This is a genomic window from Pseudomonas sp. LBUM1647 (assembly GCF_059716175.1).
The window spans coordinates 4976323-4998870 of sequence record NZ_CP166809.1 but is presented as its reverse complement, the minus strand read 5'-3'; the positions used below and the strand labels follow the sequence as shown (position 1 = coordinate 4998870).

Annotated in this window: 18 protein-coding genes; all 18 read left to right on the top strand. The window is 54.8% G+C overall.

Annotation, left to right across the window (positions count from 1 at the left end; all coding sequences use genetic code 11):
* Positions 1-77: 77 nt before the first annotated feature.
* The 18 genes from serC to ACA059_RS22825 all read left to right on the top strand — a co-directional run bounded on the left by serC (position 78) and on the right by ACA059_RS22825 (position 22514).
* Entirely contained in the window at positions 78-1163 is a 1086-nt protein-coding gene (serC, locus tag ACA059_RS22910; protein WP_497631108.1) for a 3-phosphoserine/phosphohydroxythreonine transaminase, read from the top strand.
* Positions 1163-2257, top strand: a complete 1095-nt coding sequence (gene pheA, locus ACA059_RS22905; protein ID WP_007899727.1) for a prephenate dehydratase — start codon at positions 1163-1165, stop codon at positions 2255-2257. The genes serC and pheA overlap by 1 nt, the downstream gene beginning before the upstream one ends.
* Before the next feature lie 12 nt (positions 2258-2269).
* The gene (gene hisC / locus ACA059_RS22900; protein WP_497631107.1) at positions 2270-3382 is read left to right on the top strand and encodes a histidinol-phosphate transaminase; all 1113 of its coding nucleotides are present in this window, start codon (positions 2270-2272) and stop codon (positions 3380-3382) included.
* Between the two features lie 28 nt (positions 3383-3410).
* Positions 3411-5618, top strand: coding sequence for a bifunctional prephenate dehydrogenase/3-phosphoshikimate 1-carboxyvinyltransferase (locus ACA059_RS22895; protein WP_497634717.1), 2208 nt, complete (start codon positions 3411-3413; stop codon positions 5616-5618).
* Positions 5615-6304, top strand: coding sequence for a (d)CMP kinase (cmk, locus tag ACA059_RS22890; protein WP_129442406.1), 690 nt, complete (start codon positions 5615-5617; stop codon positions 6302-6304). Before ACA059_RS22895 ends, cmk begins: the two co-directional genes overlap by 4 nt.
* A gap of 119 nt (positions 6305-6423) precedes the next feature.
* Positions 6424-8115 (top strand): 30S ribosomal protein S1, encoded by a 1692-nt coding sequence (rpsA, locus tag ACA059_RS22885; RefSeq protein ID WP_283183659.1) that lies wholly within the window; start codon positions 6424-6426, stop codon positions 8113-8115.
* Positions 8116-8389: 274 nt separating this feature from the next.
* A complete protein-coding gene (locus tag ACA059_RS22880) occupies positions 8390-8668 on the top strand; it encodes a hypothetical protein (protein WP_283183660.1) in 279 nt (92 codons plus the stop codon).
* A gap of 152 nt (positions 8669-8820) precedes the next feature.
* Positions 8821-9117 (top strand): integration host factor subunit beta, encoded by a 297-nt coding sequence (ihfB, locus tag ACA059_RS22875; protein WP_003369729.1) that lies wholly within the window; start codon positions 8821-8823, stop codon positions 9115-9117.
* 27 nt (positions 9118-9144) lie between these two features.
* Positions 9145-9384 carry a LapA family protein gene (locus ACA059_RS22870; RefSeq protein ID WP_497631106.1) on the top strand — a complete coding sequence of 80 codons (240 nt, stop codon included), beginning with the start codon at positions 9145-9147 and terminating at the stop codon, positions 9382-9384.
* Between the two features lie 165 nt (positions 9385-9549).
* Positions 9550-10626 carry a dTDP-glucose 4,6-dehydratase gene (rfbB, locus tag ACA059_RS22865; protein ID WP_497631105.1) on the top strand — a complete coding sequence of 359 codons (1077 nt, stop codon included), beginning with the start codon at positions 9550-9552 and terminating at the stop codon, positions 10624-10626.
* Positions 10623-11516 (top strand): dTDP-4-dehydrorhamnose reductase, encoded by an 894-nt coding sequence (rfbD, locus tag ACA059_RS22860; RefSeq protein ID WP_497631104.1) that lies wholly within the window; start codon positions 10623-10625, stop codon positions 11514-11516. Before rfbB ends, rfbD begins: the two co-directional genes overlap by 4 nt.
* A complete protein-coding gene (rfbA, locus tag ACA059_RS22855) occupies positions 11513-12403 on the top strand; it encodes a glucose-1-phosphate thymidylyltransferase RfbA (protein ID WP_497631103.1) in 891 nt (296 codons plus the stop codon). The genes rfbD and rfbA overlap by 4 nt, the downstream gene beginning before the upstream one ends.
* Positions 12404-12849: 446 nt before the next feature.
* Positions 12850-14292, top strand: coding sequence for a mannose-1-phosphate guanylyltransferase/mannose-6-phosphate isomerase (locus ACA059_RS22850; protein WP_497631102.1), 1443 nt, complete (start codon positions 12850-12852; stop codon positions 14290-14292).
* Between the two features lie 126 nt (positions 14293-14418).
* Positions 14419-15789, top strand: a complete 1371-nt coding sequence (locus tag ACA059_RS22845; RefSeq protein WP_497631101.1) for a phosphohexomutase domain-containing protein — start codon at positions 14419-14421, stop codon at positions 15787-15789.
* A complete protein-coding gene (locus tag ACA059_RS22840) occupies positions 15783-16577 on the top strand; it encodes an ABC transporter permease (protein WP_497631100.1) in 795 nt (264 codons plus the stop codon). Before ACA059_RS22845 ends, ACA059_RS22840 begins: the two co-directional genes overlap by 7 nt.
* Positions 16574-17887: an ABC transporter ATP-binding protein gene (locus ACA059_RS22835; protein ID WP_497631099.1), complete on the top strand. Its 1314-nt coding sequence runs from the start codon at positions 16574-16576 to the stop codon at positions 17885-17887. Before ACA059_RS22840 ends, ACA059_RS22835 begins: the two co-directional genes overlap by 4 nt.
* Positions 17880-19946: a methyltransferase domain-containing protein gene (locus tag ACA059_RS22830; protein ID WP_497631098.1), complete on the top strand. Its 2067-nt coding sequence runs from the start codon at positions 17880-17882 to the stop codon at positions 19944-19946. The genes ACA059_RS22835 and ACA059_RS22830 overlap by 8 nt, the downstream gene beginning before the upstream one ends.
* Positions 19947-22514 (top strand): glycosyltransferase family 4 protein, encoded by a 2568-nt coding sequence (locus tag ACA059_RS22825; RefSeq protein WP_497631097.1) that lies wholly within the window; start codon positions 19947-19949, stop codon positions 22512-22514.
* Positions 22515-22548: the final 34 nt, after the last annotated feature.

Here is a 22548-nt window from a genome sequence, read left to right as displayed (position 1 = left end):
TCCGCTCGACAGCTCCTACAGATGTACAGATGTACAGATTTATTGCGTGATACCACCAAATCAGAGCGAGATTGGATGTGAGCAAGAGAGCCTATAACTTCTGTGCCGGTCCTGCGGCGCTTCCTGAAGCTGTCCTGAAGCGCGCTCAGGGTGAACTCCTTGATTGGCACGGCAAGGGCCTGTCGGTCATGGAAATGAGCCATCGCAGCGATGAGTTCGTGTCCATCGCCACCAAGGCCGAGCAGGATCTGCGTGATCTGCTGAGTATCCCCTCGAACTATAAAGTGCTGTTTCTGCAAGGTGGCGCCAGCCAGCAATTTGCTCAGATTCCTCTGAACCTGTTGCCGGAAAGCGGCACCGCCGACTATATCGACACCGGTATCTGGTCGCAGAAAGCCATCGAAGAAGCTTCGCGCTACGGAAACGTCAACGTTGCCGCTACCGCCAAGCCTTACGACTATTTCGCTATTCCCGGTCAGAACGAATGGAGCCTGTCGAAAGACGCGGCCTACGTTCACTACGCACCGAACGAAACCATCGGCGGCCTGGAATTCAACTGGGTTCCGGAAACTGGTGATGTTCCGCTGGTCGCCGACATGTCTTCCGACATTCTCTCGCGTCCGATCGATGTTTCGCGCTTTGGCATGATCTACGCCGGCGCCCAGAAGAACATCGGCCCGAGCGGCGTCGTCGTCAACATCATTCGCGAAGACCTGCTGGGGCACGCCCGTTCCCTATGCCCGACCATGCTCAACTACAAGGTCGCGGCCGACAACGGCTCGATGTACAACACTCCGCCAACCCTGGCCTGGTACCTCTCGGGTCTGGTATTCGAGTGGCTGAAAGAGCAGGGTGGTGTTGAAGCCATCGGCAAGCTGAACGAAGTGAAACAGCGCACGCTGTACGACTTCATCGACGCCAGTGGCTTGTACAGCAACCCGATCAACAAGTCGGATCGCTCGTGGATGAACGTGCCGTTCCGCCTGGCTGACGACCGTCTCGACAAGCCATTCCTGGTCGGTGCCGAAGAGCGTGGCCTGTTGAACCTCAAGGGTCACCGTTCCGTGGGTGGCATGCGTGCCTCCATCTATAACGCCGTCGACATCGTTGCGGTCAACGCACTGATTTCGTACATGGCAGAGTTCGAGAAGGAACACGGCTAATGTCTGAGCAAGAACTCAAGGCACTGCGCCTGCGCATTGATGCCCTGGACGAGAAAGTCCTGGAGCTGATCAGTGAGCGCGCACGCTGCGCCCAGGAAGTTGCGCGAGTAAAGATGGCCTCGCTGGCCGAAGGCGAAGTGCCGGTGTTCTATCGTCCTGAGCGTGAAGCTCAGGTGCTCAAGCGCGTCATGGAGCGTAACCAGGGGCCGCTGGGCAACGAAGAGATGGCGCGGCTGTTCCGCGAAATCATGTCCTCGTGCCTTGCCCTCGAGCAGCCGCTGAAAGTGGCGTACCTCGGCCCTGAAGGCACCTTCACCCAAGCCGCGGCCATGAAACACTTCGGCCACGCGGTGATCAGCAAGCCGATGGCGGCGATCGACGAAGTATTCCGTGAAGTAGCGGCCGGTGCGGTGAATTTTGGCGTGGTCCCGGTGGAAAACTCCACCGAGGGCGCGGTCAACCACACCCTCGACAGCTTCCTCGAACACGACATGGTGATCTGTGGCGAAGTCGAGCTGCGGATTCACCACCATCTGTTGGTCGGTGAAAACACCAAGACGGACAGCATCAGCCGCATCTATTCCCACGCCCAGTCCCTGGCCCAGTGCCGCAAGTGGTTGGACGCCCATTATCCGAATGTCGAGCGCGTGGCGGTGTCCAGCAACGCCGAAGCGGCCAAACGGGTCAAGGGTGAGTGGAACTCGGCGGCGATTGCCGGCGACATGGCCGCAGGCTTGTACGGGCTGACCCGTCTGGCCGAGAAAATCGAGGATCGCCCGGACAACTCCACGCGATTCCTGATGATCGGCAGCCAGGAAGTACCGCCGACCGGCGACGACAAGACTTCGATCATCGTCTCCATGAGCAACAAGCCTGGCGCACTTCACGAGTTGCTGGTGCCGTTCCACGACAACGGCATCGACCTGACGCGAATCGAGACGCGTCCGTCGCGCAGCGGTAAATGGACCTACGTGTTCTTCATCGACTTCGTCGGCCACCACCGCGACCCGCTGGTCAAAGGTGTGTTGGAAAAGATCAGTCAGGAAGCAGTGGCACTCAAAGTGCTGGGTTCCTACCCGAAAGCAGTTCTCTAAGGGCGGTAGCAAATGAGTGGTGACTTCCTCGCTCTGGCACAGCCGGGCGTGCAACAACTTTCGCCTTACGTTCCGGGCAAGCCCGTGGACGAACTGGCGCGCGAGCTGAACATCGATCCGGCCAGCATCGTCAAACTGGCCAGTAACGAAAACCCGTTGGGCGCCAGTCCCAAGGCTCTGGCGGCGATTCGCGAAGAATTGGCCGAGCTGACCCGCTATCCGGACGGCAACGGTTTTGCGCTCAAGACCCTGCTGGCCGATCAGTGCCGCGTCGAGCTCAATCAGGTGACGCTGGGCAACGGTTCCAACGACATTCTGGAACTGGTCGCCCGTGCCTATCTGGCGCCGGGTCTGAACGCCGTGTTCAGCGAGCATGCGTTTGCGGTCTATCCGATCGTCACGCAAGCCGTCGGCGCTACGGCCAAAGTGATCCCGGCCAAAGACTGGGGCCATGATCTGTCGGCCATGTTGGCCGCGATTGATGCCGAAACCCGTGTGGTGTTCATCGCCAACCCGAACAACCCGACCGGGACCTGGTTCGGCGCCGAAGCGCTGGACGAGTTCCTGCAGGACGTACCGGAACACGTGCTGGTGGTGCTGGACGAGGCCTACATCGAATACGCCGAAGGCAGCGACTTGCCGGATGGCCTGGACTTCCTGGCGGCGTACCCGAACCTGCTGGTTTCGCGCACATTCTCCAAGGCTTATGGCTTGGCGGCATTGCGGGTCGGCTATGGCTTGTCCACGGCGGTGGTTGCGGATGTGCTGAACAGAGTGCGTCAGCCGTTCAACGTCAACAGCCTGGCCCTGGCCGCTGCGTGCGCTGCGCTGCAAGACGCCGAGTACCTGGCTGAAAGCCGTCGCCTGAACGAATCCGGCATGCAACAGCTGGAAGCAGGTTTCCGTGAGCTGGGTCTGAGCTGGATTCCGTCCAAGGGCAACTTCATCTGCGTCGATCTGGGTCGTGTTGCGGCTCCGGTCTTCCAGGGCTTGCTGCGCGAAGGCGTGATCGTGCGTCCGGTGGCCAATTACGGCATGCCGAACCACTTGCGCATCACCATCGGTCTGTCGGCGGAAAACGGCCGCTTCCTCGAAGCGCTGACCAAGGTTCTGGCTCGTGGTTGATGTCACTGCACTGCAATCTGCTGAACCTATGATCGGTCGCCTGGTGGTGGTCGGTCTGGGGCTGATCGGCGGTTCGTTTGCCAAGGGCTTGCGTGAAAGCGGCCTGTGTCGCGAAGTGGTCGGGGTCGATCTCGACCCGCAGTCGCGCAAACTGGCGGTTGAGTTGGGTGTGGTGGATCGCTGCGAAGAAGACCTGGCCGTTGCTTGCCAGGGCGCCGACGTGATTCAGCTGGCCGTGCCGATTCTTGCCATGGAAAAAATGCTCGGCCAATTGGCCGGCATGGATCTGGGGCAAGCAATTCTGACTGACGTCGGCAGCGCCAAGGGCAATGTGGTGCGGGCGGCAACTGAGGCGTTTGGCGGCATGCCGGCGCGTTTCGTGCCGGGGCATCCGATTGCCGGTTCCGAGCAGAGCGGGGTGGAAGCCTCTAACTCAGAGCTGTTCCGTCGCCATAAAGTGATTCTGACGCCGGTGGATCAGACTGATCCGGAAGCCCTGGCAGTGGTCGACCGGTTGTGGCGCGAATTGGGCGCCGATGTCGAGCACATGCAGGTCGAGCGTCATGACGAAGTGTTGGCAGCAACCAGCCATTTGCCGCACTTGTTGGCGTTCGGTTTGGTCGATTCGTTGGCCAAGCGCAATGAAAACCTTGAGATCTTCCGTTACGCTGCGGGCGGTTTCCGCGATTTCACAAGAATTGCGGGTAGCGACCCGGTCATGTGGCACGACATCTTCCTCGCCAACCGCGAAGCTGTCCTGCGCACACTCGATACATTTCGCAGCGACCTCGACGCCTTGCGCGACGCGGTCGATGCAGGGGATGGGCACCAATTGTTGGGCGTGTTCACTCGCGCCCGGGTTGCCCGCGAACATTTCAGTAAAATCCTGGCCCGCCGGGCTTATGTGGACGCTATGAATTCCAACGACCTGATTTTCCTGGCACAACCTGGTGGCCGCCTGACTGGGCGGATTCGAGTACCGGGCGACAAATCGATTTCCCACCGTTCGATCATGCTCGGCTCCCTGGCTGAAGGCGTTACCGAAGTGGAAGGTTTCCTCGAGGGCGAAGACGCCCTGGCAACCTTGCAGGCCTTCCGTGACATGGGTGTCGTGATCGAAGGTCCGCACCACGGTCGCGTGACCATTCACGGCGTCGGCCTGCATGGCTTGAAGCCTGCGCCGGGCCCGATCTATCTGGGCAACTCCGGCACTTCGATGCGTCTGCTGTCTGGCCTGTTGGCTGCGCAGAACTTCGACAGCACGCTCACCGGCGATGCTTCGCTGTCCAAGCGTCCGATGAATCGCGTGGCCAATCCGCTGCGTGAAATGGGCGCCGTGATCGAGACTGCTGCTGAAGGTCGTCCACCGATGACCATTCGCGGCGGCAACAAGCTCAAAGGCCTGACCTACACCATGCCGATGGCCAGTGCCCAGGTTAAATCCTGCCTGCTGCTGGCGGGTTTGTACGCCGAAGGCAAAACCACCGTCACCGAGCCGGCTCCAACCCGCGACCACACCGAGCGCATGCTGCGCGGCTTCGGCTACCCGGTCAGCGTCAACGGTGCGACGGCTTCGGTCGAATCCGGCCACAAACTGACCGCGACCCACATTGAAGTGCCGGGCGACATCTCGTCGTCGGCGTTCTTCCTGGTGGCCGCATCGATCGCCGAAGGTTCGGAGCTGGTGCTTGAGCACGTCGGCATCAACCCGACCCGTACCGGTGTGATCGATATTCTGCGTCTGATGGGCGCTGATATCACCCTGGAAAACCAGCGTGAAGTCGGCGGCGAACCGGTTGCGGACCTGCGCGTACGTGCAGCTAAACTCAAGGGTATCGAGATTCCCGAAGCGCTGGTTCCGCTGGCCATCGACGAATTCCCGGTGCTGTTCGTGGCCGCCGCCTGTGCCGAAGGGCGCACCATCCTGCGTGGCGCCGAAGAGCTACGGGTTAAAGAATCGGACCGGATTCAGGTCATGGCGGATGGCTTGCTGGCGCTGGGCGTCAAATGTGAGCCGACCCCGGACGGCATCATTATCGACGGCGGCCAGATCGGCGGCGGCGAAGTGCACGGTCACGGCGATCACCGGATTGCCATGGCCTTCAGCGTGGCTTCGCTGCGCGCGACTGCACCGATCCGCATCCATGATTGCGCCAACGTCGCGACGTCGTTCCCGAACTTCCTCGCGCTGTGCGCACAGGTCGGTATCCGTGTTGCACAAGAGGCTCAGTCGTGATTATCAAGCCACCGGTCATCACCATCGACGGGCCTAGCGGTTCGGGCAAGGGCACTATTGCCGGGATTCTGGCCAAGCGCCTGGGCTGGTGCCTGCTGGATTCCGGTGCGCTGTACCGTCTGCTGGCATTCGCCGCGCGTAACCATGGCGTCGATCTGACCAATGAAGAGTCGCTGAAGCTGTTGGCGGCTCATCTGGATGTGCAGTTCGTCGGTGCGACCGAAGGTCATCCGCAACGAATCATCCTCGAAGGTGACGATGTCACTGATGATCTGCGCAATGAACAGGTAGGCGCCTGGGCATCGCAAGTGGCCGCGTTGCCGGCGGTGCGCGACGCATTGCTGCAGCGCCAGCGGGCATTTCAGGAGGCTCCGGGTCTGGTGGCCGATGGTCGCGACATGGGCACGGTGGTTTTTCCCGACGCACCATTGAAGATATTCCTGACTGCCAGTGCCGAGGAGCGTGCGCGCCGTCGATACTTGCAGTTGAAGGGCAAAGTCGATGGTGTTAGTCTGTCGAGTCTGCTAGATGAGATACGTGTCCGCGATGAGCGTGACACCCAGCGAGCGGTAGCCCCGCTCAAGCCGGCGGCTGACGCCATACAGCTGGATTCCACGGAATTATCCATCGATCAGGTGCTGGAACGCATCATGAGTGAGATCGCACTCCGCGATATCGCCGGGTGACCAAGAGACTCCGCAGGGGACCAGTCATAGTCCTGCGTTGTTTCTTTAAATGAACGTAACCCACGTCGTCTGGGATGTGGAGATGGGCGTATTCTTCGCCCTTATCATCAGGAATTAAAATGAGCGAAAGCTTTGCGGAACTCTTTGAAGAAAGCCTAAAAACCCTGAACCTTCAGGCAGGCTCCATCATCACCGGTGTTATCGTTGATATCGATTACCAAGCTCGCTGGGTAACCGTTCACGCTGGCCTGAAGTCTGAAGCACTCATCCCGCTTGAGCAGTTCTACAACGATGCTGGCGAACTGACTATCAACGTCGGTGACGAAGTTCACGTTGCTCTGGACTCGGTTGAAGACGGCTTTGGTGAAACCAAGCTGTCCCGTGAAAAAGCCAAGCGCGCTGAATGCTGGATTGTTCTGGAAGCAGCCTTCGCAGCCGAAGAAGTGGTCAAGGGCGTTATCAACGGTAAGGTTAAAGGCGGCTTCACTGTCGACGTTAACGGCATCCGTGCGTTCCTGCCAGGTTCTCTGGTTGACGTCCGTCCAGTGCGCGACACCACGCACCTGGAAGGCAAAGAGCTGGAATTCAAGGTCATCAAGCTTGACCAGAAACGCAACAACGTTGTCGTTTCCCGTCGTAGCGTCCTCGAAGCCGAGAACTCCGCTGAGCGTGAAGCTCTGCTGGAATCCCTGCAGGAAGGTCAACAAGTCAAAGGTATCGTCAAAAACCTCACCGATTACGGCGCATTCGTCGATCTGGGTGGCGTCGATGGCCTGCTGCACATTACCGACATGGCTTGGAAGCGTATCAAGCATCCTTCCGAAATCGTCAACGTTGGCGACGAGATCGATGTCAAGGTTCTGAAGTACGATCGCGAACGCAATCGTGTTTCCCTGGGCCTCAAGCAACTGGGCGAAGATCCATGGGTTGCTATCAAAGCCCGTTACCCAGAAAGCACTCGCGTTACCGCTCGTGTAACCAACCTGACCGACTACGGCTGCTTCGCTGAGCTGGAAGAAGGCGTTGAAGGCCTGGTACACGTTTCCGAAATGGACTGGACCAACAAGAACATCCACCCTTCGAAAGTCGTACAAGTCGGCGACGAAGTGGAAGTTATGGTTCTGGACATCGACGAAGAGCGTCGTCGTATCTCCCTCGGCATCAAACAGTGCAAATCTAACCCATGGGAAGATTTCTCTGGCCAGTTCAACAAGGGCGATAAAATCTCCGGCACCATCAAGTCGATCACCGATTTCGGTATCTTCATTGGTCTGGACGGCGGCATCGACGGTCTGGTTCACCTGTCCGACATCTCCTGGAACGAAGTGGGCGAAGAAGCCGTTCGCCGCTTCAAGAAGGGCGACGAGCTGGACACCGTTATCCTGTCGGTTGACCCAGAGCGCGAGCGTATCTCCCTGGGTATCAAGCAACTGGAAAGCGATCCGTTCTCCGAGTACGTTCAAGAGAACGACAAAGGCGCAATCGTTAAAGGCATCGTGAAAGAAGTTGACGCTAAAGGCGCCATCATCACTCTGGCCGACGATATCGAAGCGACTCTGAAAGCCTCCGAAATCAGCCGTGACCGCGTTGAAGACGCGCGCAACGTTCTGAAAGAAGGCCAGGAAGTAGAAGCCAAGATCATCAGCGTTGACCGCAAGAGCCGCGTAATCCAGCTCTCCATCAAGTCGAAAGACGATGCTGAAGAGAAAGAAGCAATCCAGAGCTTGAAAGACAAGCCTACGGATAGCATCGCTGCTGGTCCTACCACTCTGGGCGACCTGTTGCGTGCACAAATGGAAAAACAGAACTAAGTTCTGTCAGACCATAGAAAAAGGGCGACTTCGGTCGCCCTTTTTTGTGGGCGGGATTCGGCGAACGCACCGCTCAGGGCATACATGTTCACTTGTAGGAGCTGCCGAAGGCTGCGATCTTTTGATCTTGATCATTTGCTACCTCACATCCAACGATGAACCATTGTTCCTCCCTAACTGTCTCTTTCTTTAACAGGATCAATCGTTTATTTACAGCTAGTCTCTAGCTTGAAGCGAGCGACAGTCTGGCGGCGTGCCTGGCCTAAGGAAGCGAATGAACAAGCTCATTGTCGTAATAGCAGTACTGACATTGGCGGGTTGTACCACTAGTGCCAAGACTCACGCGGTACGTGGGGTCAGTGGCATCGAGATCGATTGTTCGGGGCTGGGGTCGGGATGGGAGAAGTGTCGCAAGCGAGCGAACAAGGAGTGCAAGGCGGCGGGCTATAAAGTTGTAGCCAGGTCCGATGATGCCAAAGACGAGGACGAGTACCCCTTTGGCTTCAATCCCGCAGGCTACCTGACGCGCACCATGCTGGTTATCTGCAGGTGAGTCCAGGAGGGCATGATCAGCGTTCCAGTGATCAGAAATCGTGCATCTCTTAGTGGGTAAAGATATGTCAAAACTCGGGCTGTTCAAATTCATCGGGGCGTGCTAAAACCTTTGAAGCGCTGATCTAGCTGCTTGAAAAAGAAGGGAAAAATATGACGAAGTCGGAGTTGATCGAACGAATTGTCACCCATCAAGGGCTGCTCTCATCCAAGGATGTGGAGCTGGCCATCAAGACCATGCTCGAACAAATGTCCCAATGTCTGGCCACCGGTGATCGCATCGAGATCCGTGGGTTTGGCAGCTTCTCCTTGCACTACCGCGCGCCGCGCGTAGGTCGCAATCCAAAAACCGGTCAGTCCGTCAGCCTCGACGGCAAGTTCGTGCCGCATTTCAAGCCAGGCAAAGAATTGCGCGATCGTGTGAACGAGGACGAGGAGGAAGGGCTTTGACGGCCTCCGTTATTCAAGGAACCGCTCATGCGTAACCTCAAGCGCGTACTGCTCGCCGTATTCGTCCTGTTGCTGATTTTGGCGATCCTGGCGTTCGTTCTCGAGAATCAGCAATCGGTTTCCCTACTGTTCCTGGGTTGGGCGGGGCCGCAACTACCGGTATCGCTGGTCATGGTTGCTGCTCTGCTGATTGGGATGGTGATCGGGCCGATTCTGGGTTGGTTTCTGGGGCGTACTTCCAGAGTTTCACGCAAGCGCCTTGTCTGATTGTGACAAAGACGTGGCGCACGTCGAATTAGCACCTATGCTCGTCCATATCCATTAGTGGAATCTTTATGAAGCTGTAATATGCTGCGCTTGTTGAAATGGTGGCGTATTGCCGATTCAGTTCACACTGGCTCCCTGTCAGTAACTCCAAAGGTATGGCTTCGCGTGAAAATTCTAGTAACCGGCGGCGCGGGATTTATCGGTTCGGCAGTCATTCGACATATCATCTCCAGCACTACCGACTCTGTCGTTAACGTCGATAAGCTTACTTACGCCGGTAACCTTGAGTCATTGGCCGAAGTTAGCCAGAACTCGCGTTACATGTTCGAGCGTGTCGACATCTGCGACCGCGATCAGGTTGACCGCGTCCTGCGTGAACACCAACCGGATGCGATCATGCACCTGGCCGCTGAGTCCCATGTTGATCGCTCGATCTCTGGTCCGTCTGAGTTCATCCAGACCAACATCATCGGCACTTACACCCTGTTGGAAGCTGCACGCCACTACTGGGCTGCGCTGGATGATGCGCGTAAAGCCAACTTCCGCTTTCACCATGTTTCGACTGACGAAGTTTACGGAGACCTCGAAGGTCCGGAAGACCTCTTCACCGAAACCACGCCGTATCAGCCAAGCTCGCCATACTCCGCCAGCAAGGCCAGTTCCGATCACCTGGTTCGCGCCTGGAGCCGTACTTACGGCTTGCCGACCCTGGTTACCAACTGCTCGAACAACTACGGCCCATGCCATTTCCCTGAGAAGTTGATCCCGCTGATCATTCTCAATGCACTGGAAGGCAAGCCGCTGCCGGTCTATGGCAAAGGCAATCAGGTCCGCGACTGGCTCTATGTCGAAGATCACGCCCGCGCACTGTACAAAGTCGTAACCGAAGGCGTTATCGGCGAGACGTACAACATCGGTGGCCATAACGAAAAGCAAAACATCGAAGTGGTGCATACCCTGTGCGCGCTGCTCGACGAACTGCGTCCGGATTCTGCTCATCGTCCACATGCCAGCCTGATCACCTACGTTCAGGATCGTCCCGGCCATGATCTGCGCTACGCGATCGACGCCAGCAAAATCCAGCGTGAACTGGGTTGGACGCCGGAAGAAACCTTTGAAACCGGCATCCGCAAAACGGTCGAGTGGTATCTCGATAATACTGAATGGGTCGCTCATGTGAAGAGCGGGAGCTACCAGCAGTGGATCGACCAGAACTACTCAGATCGTTCGATCAAGGCATGAAAATCCTCCTGCTTGGAAAAAACGGTCAGGTGGGGTGGGAGCTGCAGCGCTCCCTCGCGCCGCTGGGTGAGTTAATCGCCCTGGATCGCCATGCGGTCGACGGTTTGTGTGGTGATCTGTCCGACCTCGACGCTTTGCGCGCAACGATCCGTCAGGTCAAACCCGACGTCATCGTCAACGCTGCGGCCTACACCGCCGTCGATAAAGCCGAGTCCGAGATTGAGCTGGCCGACCTTGTGAACGGTCAGGCAAGCCAAGTCATGGCCGAAGAGGCCGCGACTCTGGGTGCTTGGCTGATCCATTACTCGACTGACTACGTCTTCAGCGGCCAGGGTTCTGCACCGTGGCAAGAGTTGGATGCAGTCGCCCCGGTGAATCACTACGGCGCCAGTAAACTGGCCGGCGAACAAGCAATTACCGCGACGGGATGCAAACACCTGATCTTCCGCACCAGCTGGGTTTATGGCGCTCGCGGCAACAACTTCGCCAAGACCATGCTGCGTCTGGCCAAGGATCGTCAAACCTTGAGCGTTATCGCTGACCAGATCGGAGCCCCGACCGGGGCAGACCTGATTGCCGACGTGACGGCGTTGGCCATTCAGCAAGTTCTGCAACGTCCCGAGTTGTCGGGCTTGTATCACTTGGCGGCCAGTGGCGAAGTGTCGTGGCACAGCTATGCTAGCCATGTGATCGGCTTTGCCCAAGCCAATGGCGAGCAGCTTGCCGTAACGGCGATCAACCCGATTGAAACGATCGCTTACCCAACACCTGCGCGCCGCCCTCTGAATTCGCGTTTGAATACTCAGAAGCTACGTGACAACTTTTCTCTACACTTGCCGGATTGGCAAAGTGGCGTAACCCGAATGCTTAGGGAGGTTCTGAATAAATGACCACGACCAATCGTAAAGGCATCATTCTCGCCGGTGGTTCGGGTACGCGCCTGCATCCGTTGACCCTCGGTGTGTCCAAGCAGATGCTGCCGATCTACGACAAGCCGATGATCTTTTATCCGCTGTCGGTGCTGATGCTTGCGGGAATGCGAGAAATCCTGATCATCTCCACCCCGGAGGATTTGCCTTGTTTCCGGAAATTACTGGGTGATGGAAGCCTGTATGGCATCAAGCTTACTTACGCCGAACAACCTAGCCCGGATGGTTTGGCGCAAGCCTTCATCATTGGTGAAGAGTTCATCGGCAAGAACCCTTGCTGTCTGATCTTGGGCGACAACATCTTCTACGGTCAGAGCTTCTCGGAAAACCTGCGTGCCGCGAGCAATCAAGAGCAAGGCGCGACTGTATTCGGCTATCACGTATCTGATCCTGAGCGTTTCGGTGTTGTGGAGTTCGACGCTACCGGTCGGGCGCTGAGCATCGAAGAGAAGCCGCAGAAGCCCAAATCCAATTACGTGGTGACCGGCCTGTACTTCTACGACAACAAGGTCGTCGAGATCGCCAAGAGCATCAAGCCGTCCGCACGCGGCGAGCTGGAAATTACCGACGTAAACCGTGCCTATCTTGAGCGGGATGAGCTGAACGTCGAAATCCTTGGCCGCGGTTTCGCATGGCTGGACACGGGTACTCACGATTCTCTGCTTGAGGCTAGCCACTTCGTGCATACCATTGAGAAGCGCCAGGGGTTGAAAGTTGCTTGCCTGGAAGAGATTGCTTACAACAGTGGGTGGATATCTGCAGCTGACCTGTCAGCTCAGGCGGAGCGACTGGGAAAGACGGGTTATGGGCAATACTTGAAAAAACTTCTGGAAGCACCTGGCTGCTGAGATTTGATCGATGCTGGCGGTTGATGTTATTTTGATGGCTAGCATTGAAACACTTGTTTGTTTTCAAACGTTTTTTTGCCTCCAGCCTTCCGCATCAGTTATTAATTCCCGGTACTAGCTGTAGAATGGCCGGCAGAATTATCTGATCCTGCTCCGCATTGCATTTCAACCTCCAATGATCCGCTTTTTCTTTCCAAAGGAGACAGCATTGTCTAGATTGCCTCCAATACACAGTGTTGCAGGTAGGGGCATCCGATGAATGCTGGAGCTAGGTAATTAGAGCGATACCGGGCATGAGGCTAGCGGGTTTGGATCGAAGCCGAGCTGTCATCCTGGGGACAGGTTCAACAAGAATTTGCATCGAGACGATGCAGGAATAACCGGAAATATAACTGAGCCCCACTTCCTGGACGTATTTGCCAGAAGGGGGATTAAGGATTTAGAGCATGGAACTGATTCCCGTAATTTTGTCTGGCGGAGTGGGCAGCCGGTTGTGGCCTGTTTCTCGAGAAGCCCATCCAAAGCCGTTCATGGATTTGCCAGATGGCCAGAATCTAATCCAGAAAACCTTCCTCCGTGCCTCGTGTCTGGAAGGTGTTGTGGAAGTTCTGACGGTGACCAACCGCGAACTCCTGTTCAAGACCGAAGACGAGTACGGCGCAGTCAATACAGCCAGGCATGCTCAAGGTTTCATCCTGGAACCTTTTGGTCGTAACACCGCTGCTGCCGTCGCCGCTGCTGCGCTTCAGCTGGAAACGACCCATGGTCCTGATGCCCAAATGCTGGTGCTGGCGGCTGACCATCTGATAAAGGACGAAAAAGCATTTGCTGCGGCCGTAGCCAGCGCCATGACGCTGGCCGCCGAAGGTTGGTTGGTTACCTTCGGGATCCAGCCGACGTACCCTGAAACAGGGTTTGGCTACATCGAAGCGCAAAAAGATGCACCGCTGAAGGGCGGCTTGAAAGTAGCTCGTTTTGTCGAGAAACCCAATCTTGACACCGCGCAAAGTTATGTTGCCGCAGGCAACTACTACTGGAACTCCGGGATGTTCTGCTTCCGGGTGGGCACTGTCCTCGAAGAGCTTCGTCAGCATGCTCCGGACGTAGTGGAAGCGGTCACCAGGACGATTGAAGCATCGCGCCTTACTTCATCCGCCAAGTACCGTTGCCTGGCGCTGGATGCTGATGCGTTCGCAGAGGTTCCGGATATCTCCATCGACTACGCGTTGATGGAGCGCTCCTCTAAAGTTGCGACCGTTCCCTGCGACATCGGCTGGAGCGACATTGGATCCTGGAACGCCGTCAGTGAGCTGACCGAGCCTGACGAGAACGGTAACCGCTTTGAAGGCGAAGTGCTGTCTCATAACTCGCGCAATAACTACGTTAACAGCGAAGGTCGGCTAACCGCGCTGGTCGGTGTCGAGGACTTGCTGGTGATCGACACCCCGGATGCGGTGATGATTGCTCACAAGGACCATGCTCAAGACGTAAAACATATCGTCAATCAGCTCAAGGCCAGCAGTCATACGGTTCATTTACTCCACCGTACCGTGCATCGCCCTTGGGGCACCTACACGACGCTGGAAAATGGCGAGCGCTTCAAGATCAAGCGCATTGTTGTGAAGCCCAAGGCTTCGTTGTCCTTGCAGATGCACCATCACAGAAGCGAGCACTGGATCGTTGTCAGCGGGATGGCAATGGTGGTCAACGACCAGCAAGAGCTGATGTTGAACTCCAACGAGTCCACCTTTATTCGTGCTGGTCATCAGCATCGTTTGATGAACCCGGGTGTTATCGATCTGGTGCTGATCGAAGTGCAGAGCGGTGACTATCTGGGCGAAGATGACATTGTGCGTTTCGAAGACAACTACGGTCGCGTCGAAAAGTAACAACACTGAACCCGAAGCGAGCCCCGCGTCTAGCGGGGGCAGCGCGCCAGCGGCATCAGGCCCTGGCGGTCCATTCTTGCCGTTGCCGCCTCAGGGCGGCATCGGACATTTCAGTTAGTGAGTAGAATGTTTCCTCCTATCGTGACGCAATGCTTCAAAGCCTATGACATTCGTGGTCAGGTACCCGCTCAACTCAACGAAGACATCGCCTACCGCATAGGTCGCGCGCTCGTTGCCGAGTTGCAGGGGACAACCTTCGTGGTAGGCCAGGACATGAGGCTCGAAAGCCCACCTCTGGCGGCAGCGCTGATGCGCGGCATTACCGAGTCGGGTGCCGATGTGATCGACATCGGGCTGTGCGGCACCGAGGAAGTCTACTTCGCCACCAGTCACTACAAGGTTGATGGCGGCGTGATGATCACTGCCAGCCACAACCCCAAAGGCTACAACGGCATGAAACTCGTCAAGGCCGAGTCTCGCCCTATCAGCGGCGACACTGGCCTCGACGCCATCCGCCAGCGTGTCGATCAGGGTGAGCTGGGCACCGTCGCGGCTGAAAAAGGCACGGTTCGCCAAGCGTTCGACAAGACTGCTTACATCGACCATTTGCTCACCTACGTCGACGTCAGCACCTTGAAACCCCTCAAGATTCTCGCAGACCCGGGCAATGGCGCTGCCGGTCCCGTGCTGCAGGCTCTGGCTGCACGACTGCCGCTGCAATGGGTATTCATCAACGAAGTGCCCGATGGCCATTTTCCGAACGGCGTACCCAATCCACTGCTGCCCGAGAACCGCGAACTGACTCGTCAGGCTCTGCTGGCCAACCAATGCGACATGGGCCTGGCCTGGGACGGTGACTTCGATCGATGCTTCTTCTTCGATGCCGACGGTCGGTTCATCGAAGGCTATTACCTCGTTGGCCTGTTGGCCGAAATGCTGCTCAAGCAACACCCCGGCAGCAAAATCATCCACGATCCGCGCCTGACCTGGAACACTATCGAACAGGTCGAGCAGGCGGGTGGTATCGCCGTTCAAAGCAAAACCGGACATGCGTTCATCAAGGAGCGTATGCGTGAGGAAGATGCGGTGTATGGCGGGGAGATGAGCGCTCACCACTACTTCCGCGATTTTGCGTATTGCGACAGCGGGATGATTCCTTGGCTCCTAGTAGCTGCGTTGATGTCTGAAACAGGCAAGACACTCGCTCAACTTGTCGATGAGCGGATCGTAGCATTCCCCTGCAGCGGCGAAATCAATTACAAGGTCGATGATGTTTTCAGCACGCTGAAAAGGATCGTGCAATATTACGAGATGCAAAACCCCACAATAGATACCACGGATGGAATCAGTGTCGAGTTTCTCGAGTGGCGTTTCAACCTTCGGGGTTCGAACACTGAGCCTTTACTGCGCTTGAATGTCGAAAGCCGCAGTAACTGCAGTGAAGTACAGTGCCGCGTGGCAGAGATTGAGCGGTTGATTCAGGGGGTAGCATGCTGAGTATGCTACGAGGACTCTGGAACTATAGAGGTTTTATCCTCTCTTCAATTCGTAACGAGTTTATTACGAGGTTTTCGCGCAGTCGGTTGGGTGGTTTATGGATGATCATTCACCCTCTTGCGCAGGTGGCGATCTATGCATTGATTCTATCCAACATCCTCGCAGCGAAACTCCCAGGGGTGGATAACAAGTACGCCTATGCGCTTTATCTGATGGCTGGATCACTGGCATGGAATCTTTTTTCGGAGATCATTAGTCGATTCCTCAATCTATTCATAGATCAAGGTAACCTCATGAAGAAAATCAGTTTTCCGAGGATTACTTTGCCGGTGATTGTGGTGGGCTCCTGTCTGCTGAACAACTTGCTGTTGTTCATTGCTATTTTGATTGTTTTCGCGCTTTTAGGACAGGCTCCTAATCTTCAAATGCTGTGGCTCATTCCCCTGACATTAAGCGTTGTCGCGTTGGCGGTGGGGTTGGGTTTGGTGTTGGGCGTTCTAAATGTCTTCGTTCGTGATATCGGTCAGGTCGTGCCGATCGTGCTGCAAGTTTGGTTCTGGTTCACTCCTATTGTCTATCCGGTCAGTATCATTCCGGATTATCTAAAAGGCACACTTGAGTTCAATCCTATGTTCTCCATTGTCAGCGCCTACCACAGTGTTATGGTGTATGGTCAGTCTCCGGACTTGCATCGGGCGCTCATCACCCTTGGTGTGGCCTTTGCGTTGATGTTGTTGGGGCTTTTCATGTTCCGACGCGCAGTTCCTGAGATGGTGGATGCGTTATGAGTTTGCTGGTAGTTAGCGGGTTGGGTAAGTCCTATAAGACCTACCATTCGGAGTTTCAGCGTATAGCAAGCTGGTTTTATCTGCCGTCAAAGCCCCGCGATGAGCATTGGATCTTGAAAGATATCAATTTCACCATTAGTCCAGGTGAGACAATCGGTATTGTCGGGCAAAACGGGGCTGGCAAGTCGACCCTGTTAAAAATGATCACAGGCACGTTGCAGCCCAGTACTGGCAGCGTCCAAGTCAATGGCCGGATCTCCGCCATTCTAGAGTTGGGGATGGGCTTCAATCCTGAACTGACCGGCCGGGCGAACGTCTTTCATTCAGCAGGACTGATGGGCTTCTCGACCACTCAGATCGAGCAGGCAATCTCGGATATCGAGGCTTTCGCGGAGATTGGAACCTATTTTGATGAACCGGTCCGCACCTATTCCAGCGGGATGCAAATGCGTGTCGGCTTCGCAGTCGCGACTGCCTTTAGGCCTGAGATTCTCATCGTTGATGAGGCGCTTTCAGTCGGTGATGCCTACTTTCAAGCAAAATGCTACAAGCGTATTTCCGACTTCAAGGAGCAAGGTACTGCGCTTGTGCTCGTTTCACACAGTCCAGGAGATGTCGTGAAACATTGCGAGCGCGCGATCATGCTTAAGGACGGTCGTGTCGAGATGGACGGTAAGTCTCGTGAGGTGACCAACCGTTATCTGGATGAGTTGTTCGGCAAAAGAGTATCGGGGGTGGGGAAACAATCGACACCTCTTCCAGCGTCCAAGTTGTTCATGGAAATGGGGGGGGGGGACGAATTCAGCATGCGCCCCGGCTATCACCCAGAAGAGTATCGCTGGGGGCAGAAAGGTGCACAAATACTGGATTACCTTATAGTTGCAAACGAAGAGCGATTTCCGTCGCAGATCGTTAGCAACAGCTTGGTCGACTTCTACTTTAAAGTCCGCTTCGATGCGGATTTTGACAGTGTCATCCCTGGTTTCCTGATAAAGACACTGGAAGGTATCTTTCTATATGGCACCAACTCGGTCCTGACGTCGGAAAGTCGTGAGCTGATTTCGGTTAGGGCCGGTGATTTCAAGGTTTTTCGGTTTTCGTTACCAGTCAGTCTTTTCGAGGGTCATTACCTAGTTTCTTTCGGCATTTCATCCGGTTTCCCCACGGATGAGCTGGTTCCCCTCGATAGACGCTATGACTCGGTCATGATTCAGGTGAGTCGCTCTGTGAGCTTCTCGGGGATCATCGATTTACAGTCTACGTTCTCGGTGTGCGAAGCGAGTTTGGAAAGCGGAGTCAAAGATGTCTGAGTTGTCGCAATTGATTGCCGAGCTGCCGGAGCTTTACCAGCCGATATTCAATCACCCGTCATACACCGATAATTGTTCCCGGGGCTGTGATGATCGATTGGCGGAGATTGCTCGAGTCTACCGAGCTCTGGAGATAGAGTTAGGTCGACCGCTCAAAGTCCTGGATCTAGGATGTGCCCAAGGCTTTTTCAGCATGAGCCTTGGAAAGCTGGGGGCAGCTGTTCATGGTGTGGATTACCTGGAGCAGAACATTGCGGTTTGCCGGGCGCTTGCGCAGGAACATTCGCAGATTCAGGCGACTTTCGAAGTGGGCCGCATAGAGGACGTTCTGCATCGTTTGGCTGATGAACGTTTCGATATCATCCTGGGCCTCAGTGTTTTCCATCATTTGATCTATCAACATGGTGTGGACGCTGTTGTTTCATTGTTGAACAGTATTCTTGAATTGGGGGCGGTGCTTGTATGCGAGTTCGCACTCAATACTGAACCTTTATATTGGGGTGCATCGCAACCCGATGATCCTCGATCTCTTTTGAGCGGGGCAGACTTCGTCCATGAAGTTTCTCGTTATGAGACACATCTCGCGGATATCAAGCGCCCTCTGTATATCGCCAGTAATCAGTATTGGTGTATCGGCGACTTACTGGGAGTGATCGAGTCCAGCACTACTGAATCACATGCAATGGCTGCTGGGGCGCATCGTGGTGCTCGCAAGTATTTTTTTTCGCAAACGCATGTGATCAAGGTTTTTACTATCAACGGTGAATATTCGGAGCGGGGGAAAGCGGAGATACTACACGAGGCGAAATTTCTACAACGCCCTCCCGAGGGCTTTGCTGCTCCAGCCCTATATGAAGCAGGTGTCAGTGATTTTGAAGCATGGCTGGTCATGGAGCGTATTCCTGGACGGTTGTTGCTGGATTTGATCCTGCATCGCCAGCCATATGACGCGCTGCAGGTTATCAGGGGAATTCTGCAGCAATTGACCGTTCTGGAAGCGTCGGGTCTTTATCATGACGATTTACGAGTATGGAATATTCTGGTGGATGAACGATCTCATGCACGTCTCATTGATTTTGGATCGATTGGCTCAAAGCCCGAGGACGGAGTATGGCCACATAGCGTTTACCTAGCGTTTCTGATCTTCGTCAAAGAGGTGATGTCTGGGAAGGTCGATCAGCCGGGATTCCTCCGTGAAGTGGCCATCAGCCCATCCAGCTTGGCACCACCGGTTGATGGCTGGATTGCTCAACTGTGGGCTCTCCCACCCAGTCAATGGTCCTTCGGTTTTATGCTAGATCTGTTCGATCGTGGGTTGTCAGGTGAATCATTCGCACCCGAAGACTCTTCTCTCGTCCTTTGGATGGGGGCAGTGGAGGAGGGCATGCAAAAGTTGAAGCAGCACTTGAATCACGTCGAACATAAAGTCGATTCGAAATTTCGAGAAAATCACATCGAGCTTATTGAGAAGAAGGTCAATAATATCAGTGAGGCGGAGTTTAGGGCTGCTGGTGAAAAGCTTTCGCAGATATCCTGCGATCTGAACACTTGGATCGAGAAGTCCGCACGACTGGAGGAGGAACTCCGTACGGCGCGTAATGACTTGCGCGCATCGCAGGAAAATGCCCACATTTGGTTTATGCGTTCGAATCAGCATGAGGCCAACTTCGTTGCTATTCAGGCCAGTAATTCCTGGAGGCTGACACGCCCATTACGTTGGATGCACGGGTTGTTTGAGCGCGTTCTGCAAAAGAGCGTGAAAGGTGCAGGATCTTTTCTGGCTGTATGTATCCGAGTTGCTATCAAGAGCCCACGCTTGAATCATGTGGCAAAAAGCCTCCTCAGGCGTTACCCACTCCCTTATCAGCATATACGCCTGTTCGCTCATCGCAGGGGGTTGCTTCGTTATAATTCAGCCCTCTCCAATCTCTTCGGCGGTACGGGAGAGGAGGCAAGTGCTCCTCAGGAGTTCATTCCAGGCAATACACCGTTGTCCCCTAAGGGATGCGCCATTTATAAGGAAATTACGCGCCTTATGTCTCAGAAGGAAAGCCAGTAGATGCGCATTGTCATTGATATGCAGGGAACCCAGACTGGCAGCCGGTACAGAGGCATCGGGCGTTATACGATGGCGCTTGCATTGGCCATGGTCAAGAATGGCGGTGATCACGAGTTTTTACTCGCATTGAATGGGCTTTTCCCTGAAACTATCGACACTATCCGTGATGCATTTGATGGATTGCTGCCGCCTGAAAATATCAAGGTATGGCACAGTGTGGGGCCGGTCCACGCGTTCGATCCGGCGAATGATGTTCGCAAAGATATTGCAGAGCTGATCAGGGAAGAGTTTCTTGCTTCACTGAATCCAGACATTGTGCATGTCACCAGCCTGATGGAAGGGTTCGGCGACAATGCAGTTCATAGTATTGGTCGCTCACCATTCAAGGTGCCTTGTGCTGTTACGTTCTATGACCTGATTCCGCTTATCCAGAGTGAAGTCTATCTAAAGCCGAATCCGGATTTTGAGCGGTTATACCGGGAAAAGATTACCCATCTGAATCGTGCCGATCTGATGTTGGCCATTTCAGAGTCTTCCAGGCAAGAAGCGCTTCAGTATCTGAATTTTTCAGAGAGCCAGGTCGTCAATATCTCCGCTGCTGTGGACGATATTTTCACTCCGTTGAGTTATACGTATGCTGAAACCCAAGCATTGAATGAAAAGTATCGGATAACTCGACCGTATCTGATGTACTCCGGCGCCACGGACGATCGTAAAAATCATCTGGGATTGATCAGTGCCTACGCGTTATTACCCATCACATTCCGCCATGAGCATCAGTTGGTGTTGGTGGGGGGGTTACCGGATGATCACCGATATCGATTTGAGCAGCACATAATCAGATGCGGCCTGTCTCTCGAGGAAGTCGTCATTACTGGGCGTGTTACCGACGATGAGCTTGTGCAGTTCTATAACCAGTGCACGCTTTACGTATTCGCGTCTCAGCATGAAGGTTTCGGTCTTCCTGTGCTCGAAGCCATGTCTTGTGGCGCCGCGGCCATAGGTTCTAACACTACCAGTGTGCCGGAGGTGATCGGCAATCCCGAAGCCTTGTTCGATCCCTATTCGGAAAGGGCAATTACCGACAAAATCCTGCAAGTACTTGGAGATCCGACGCTTTATCGGCAATTAAAGGAAAATGGCGTCGTGCAGGCGCGTAACTTTACCTGGGATATCAGTGCGCAGCGTACGCTCCGGGCTTTTGAGCGCTGGCACGGTGAGCATGCAAACTATGATGCTGATTATGAAATCGCCTCTGGCAAGCATCGAGCTTGGCTGCTTGGTCAGATTGCCCGTGATGGCGTGGCGATGGCAGAAACCGAGCTCAAGCGTGTTGCACAATGCGTTGCAATGCATACTCCTTCTACAACTCGACAGTTATTGGTCGATGTTTCCGAAATGGTCCAGCGCGATTCTAGAACGGGTGTTCAGCGTGTGGTTCGAAGCATCTTGCGCGAGCTGCTGCTTAATCCTCCGGCTGGATACGTGGTGGAGCCGGTCTTCGCGACTGACGACGAGTTCGGATATCGCTACGCACGCAGCTATACGCGTCAATTCAAAGGCGAAGATGGCGGTGACGAGGACAATAGTTACATAGACTTCGCTCAGGGTGACATTTTTCTCGGTTTGGACATGCAGCATGGAGTACAAGTGAAGCAGGCGACCTTCTATAGGCACTTGCGACGTGAAGGTATCAAGGTGTTTTTTGTGTTATATGATTTGCTCCCTTTGCTCAAACCTGATTATTTTCCGACAGGTACCTTTGCCGATCACGAGCGGTGGCTGAAGTTATCCCGTTATATGGACGGGTTTTTCTGCATATCCAAAACGGTTGCAGAAGAACTCGATACTTGGCTAATGGAGCATGGTGAGGCCAGGGAACGGAAACTGATGATCAATTGGTTTCATATAGGGGCTGATATAGAAAACTCAAATCCATCGTATGGGCTACCTGACTCGGCAGCTAGTACACTAAAGAAAATTTCAGAACGTAAAAGCTTTCTGCAAGTGGGTACCTTAGAACCGCGTAAAGGCCAAGCACAAACCCTTTCCGCTTTTGAAAAGCTTTGGTCTGAAGGTAGTGAATCCGCGTTGGTTATAATTGGCAAGCGTGGATGGAATGTAGATGAGCTCTCGAGCAGAATCGAAACTCACCCAATGCTGAACAAGAAGTTGTTTTGGCTTGAGGCGATTAGCGATGAATACTTGGAGAAGGTCTATTCAGTATGTACCTGCCTTATCGCTGCGTCGGAAGGAGAGGGGTTCGGCCTACCGTTAATTGAAGCGGCACAGCACGGAATCCCGATTATTGCTCGTAATTTACCTGTTTTTAATGAAGTGGCTGGAGAGTATGCATTTTATTTTGACGGGCGGACTGCTGACAGTTTAGCTGGTGCTGTTTTGGAGTGGTCGGAACTGTACGATGAAAATATCCATCCTGATTCCAGTAAAATACCATGGTTGACCTGGAGAGAAAGTGTGGAGAACTTAATAAGCTTGATGCTTCCGAAGGGTAATGCGTTGCCGCTGACCGAATACTTAGCCAGTAAAAGTTCTTCTTCCGACTGAAAACTGACCTAGGTTTTCAACTGCTTCTGTTCAA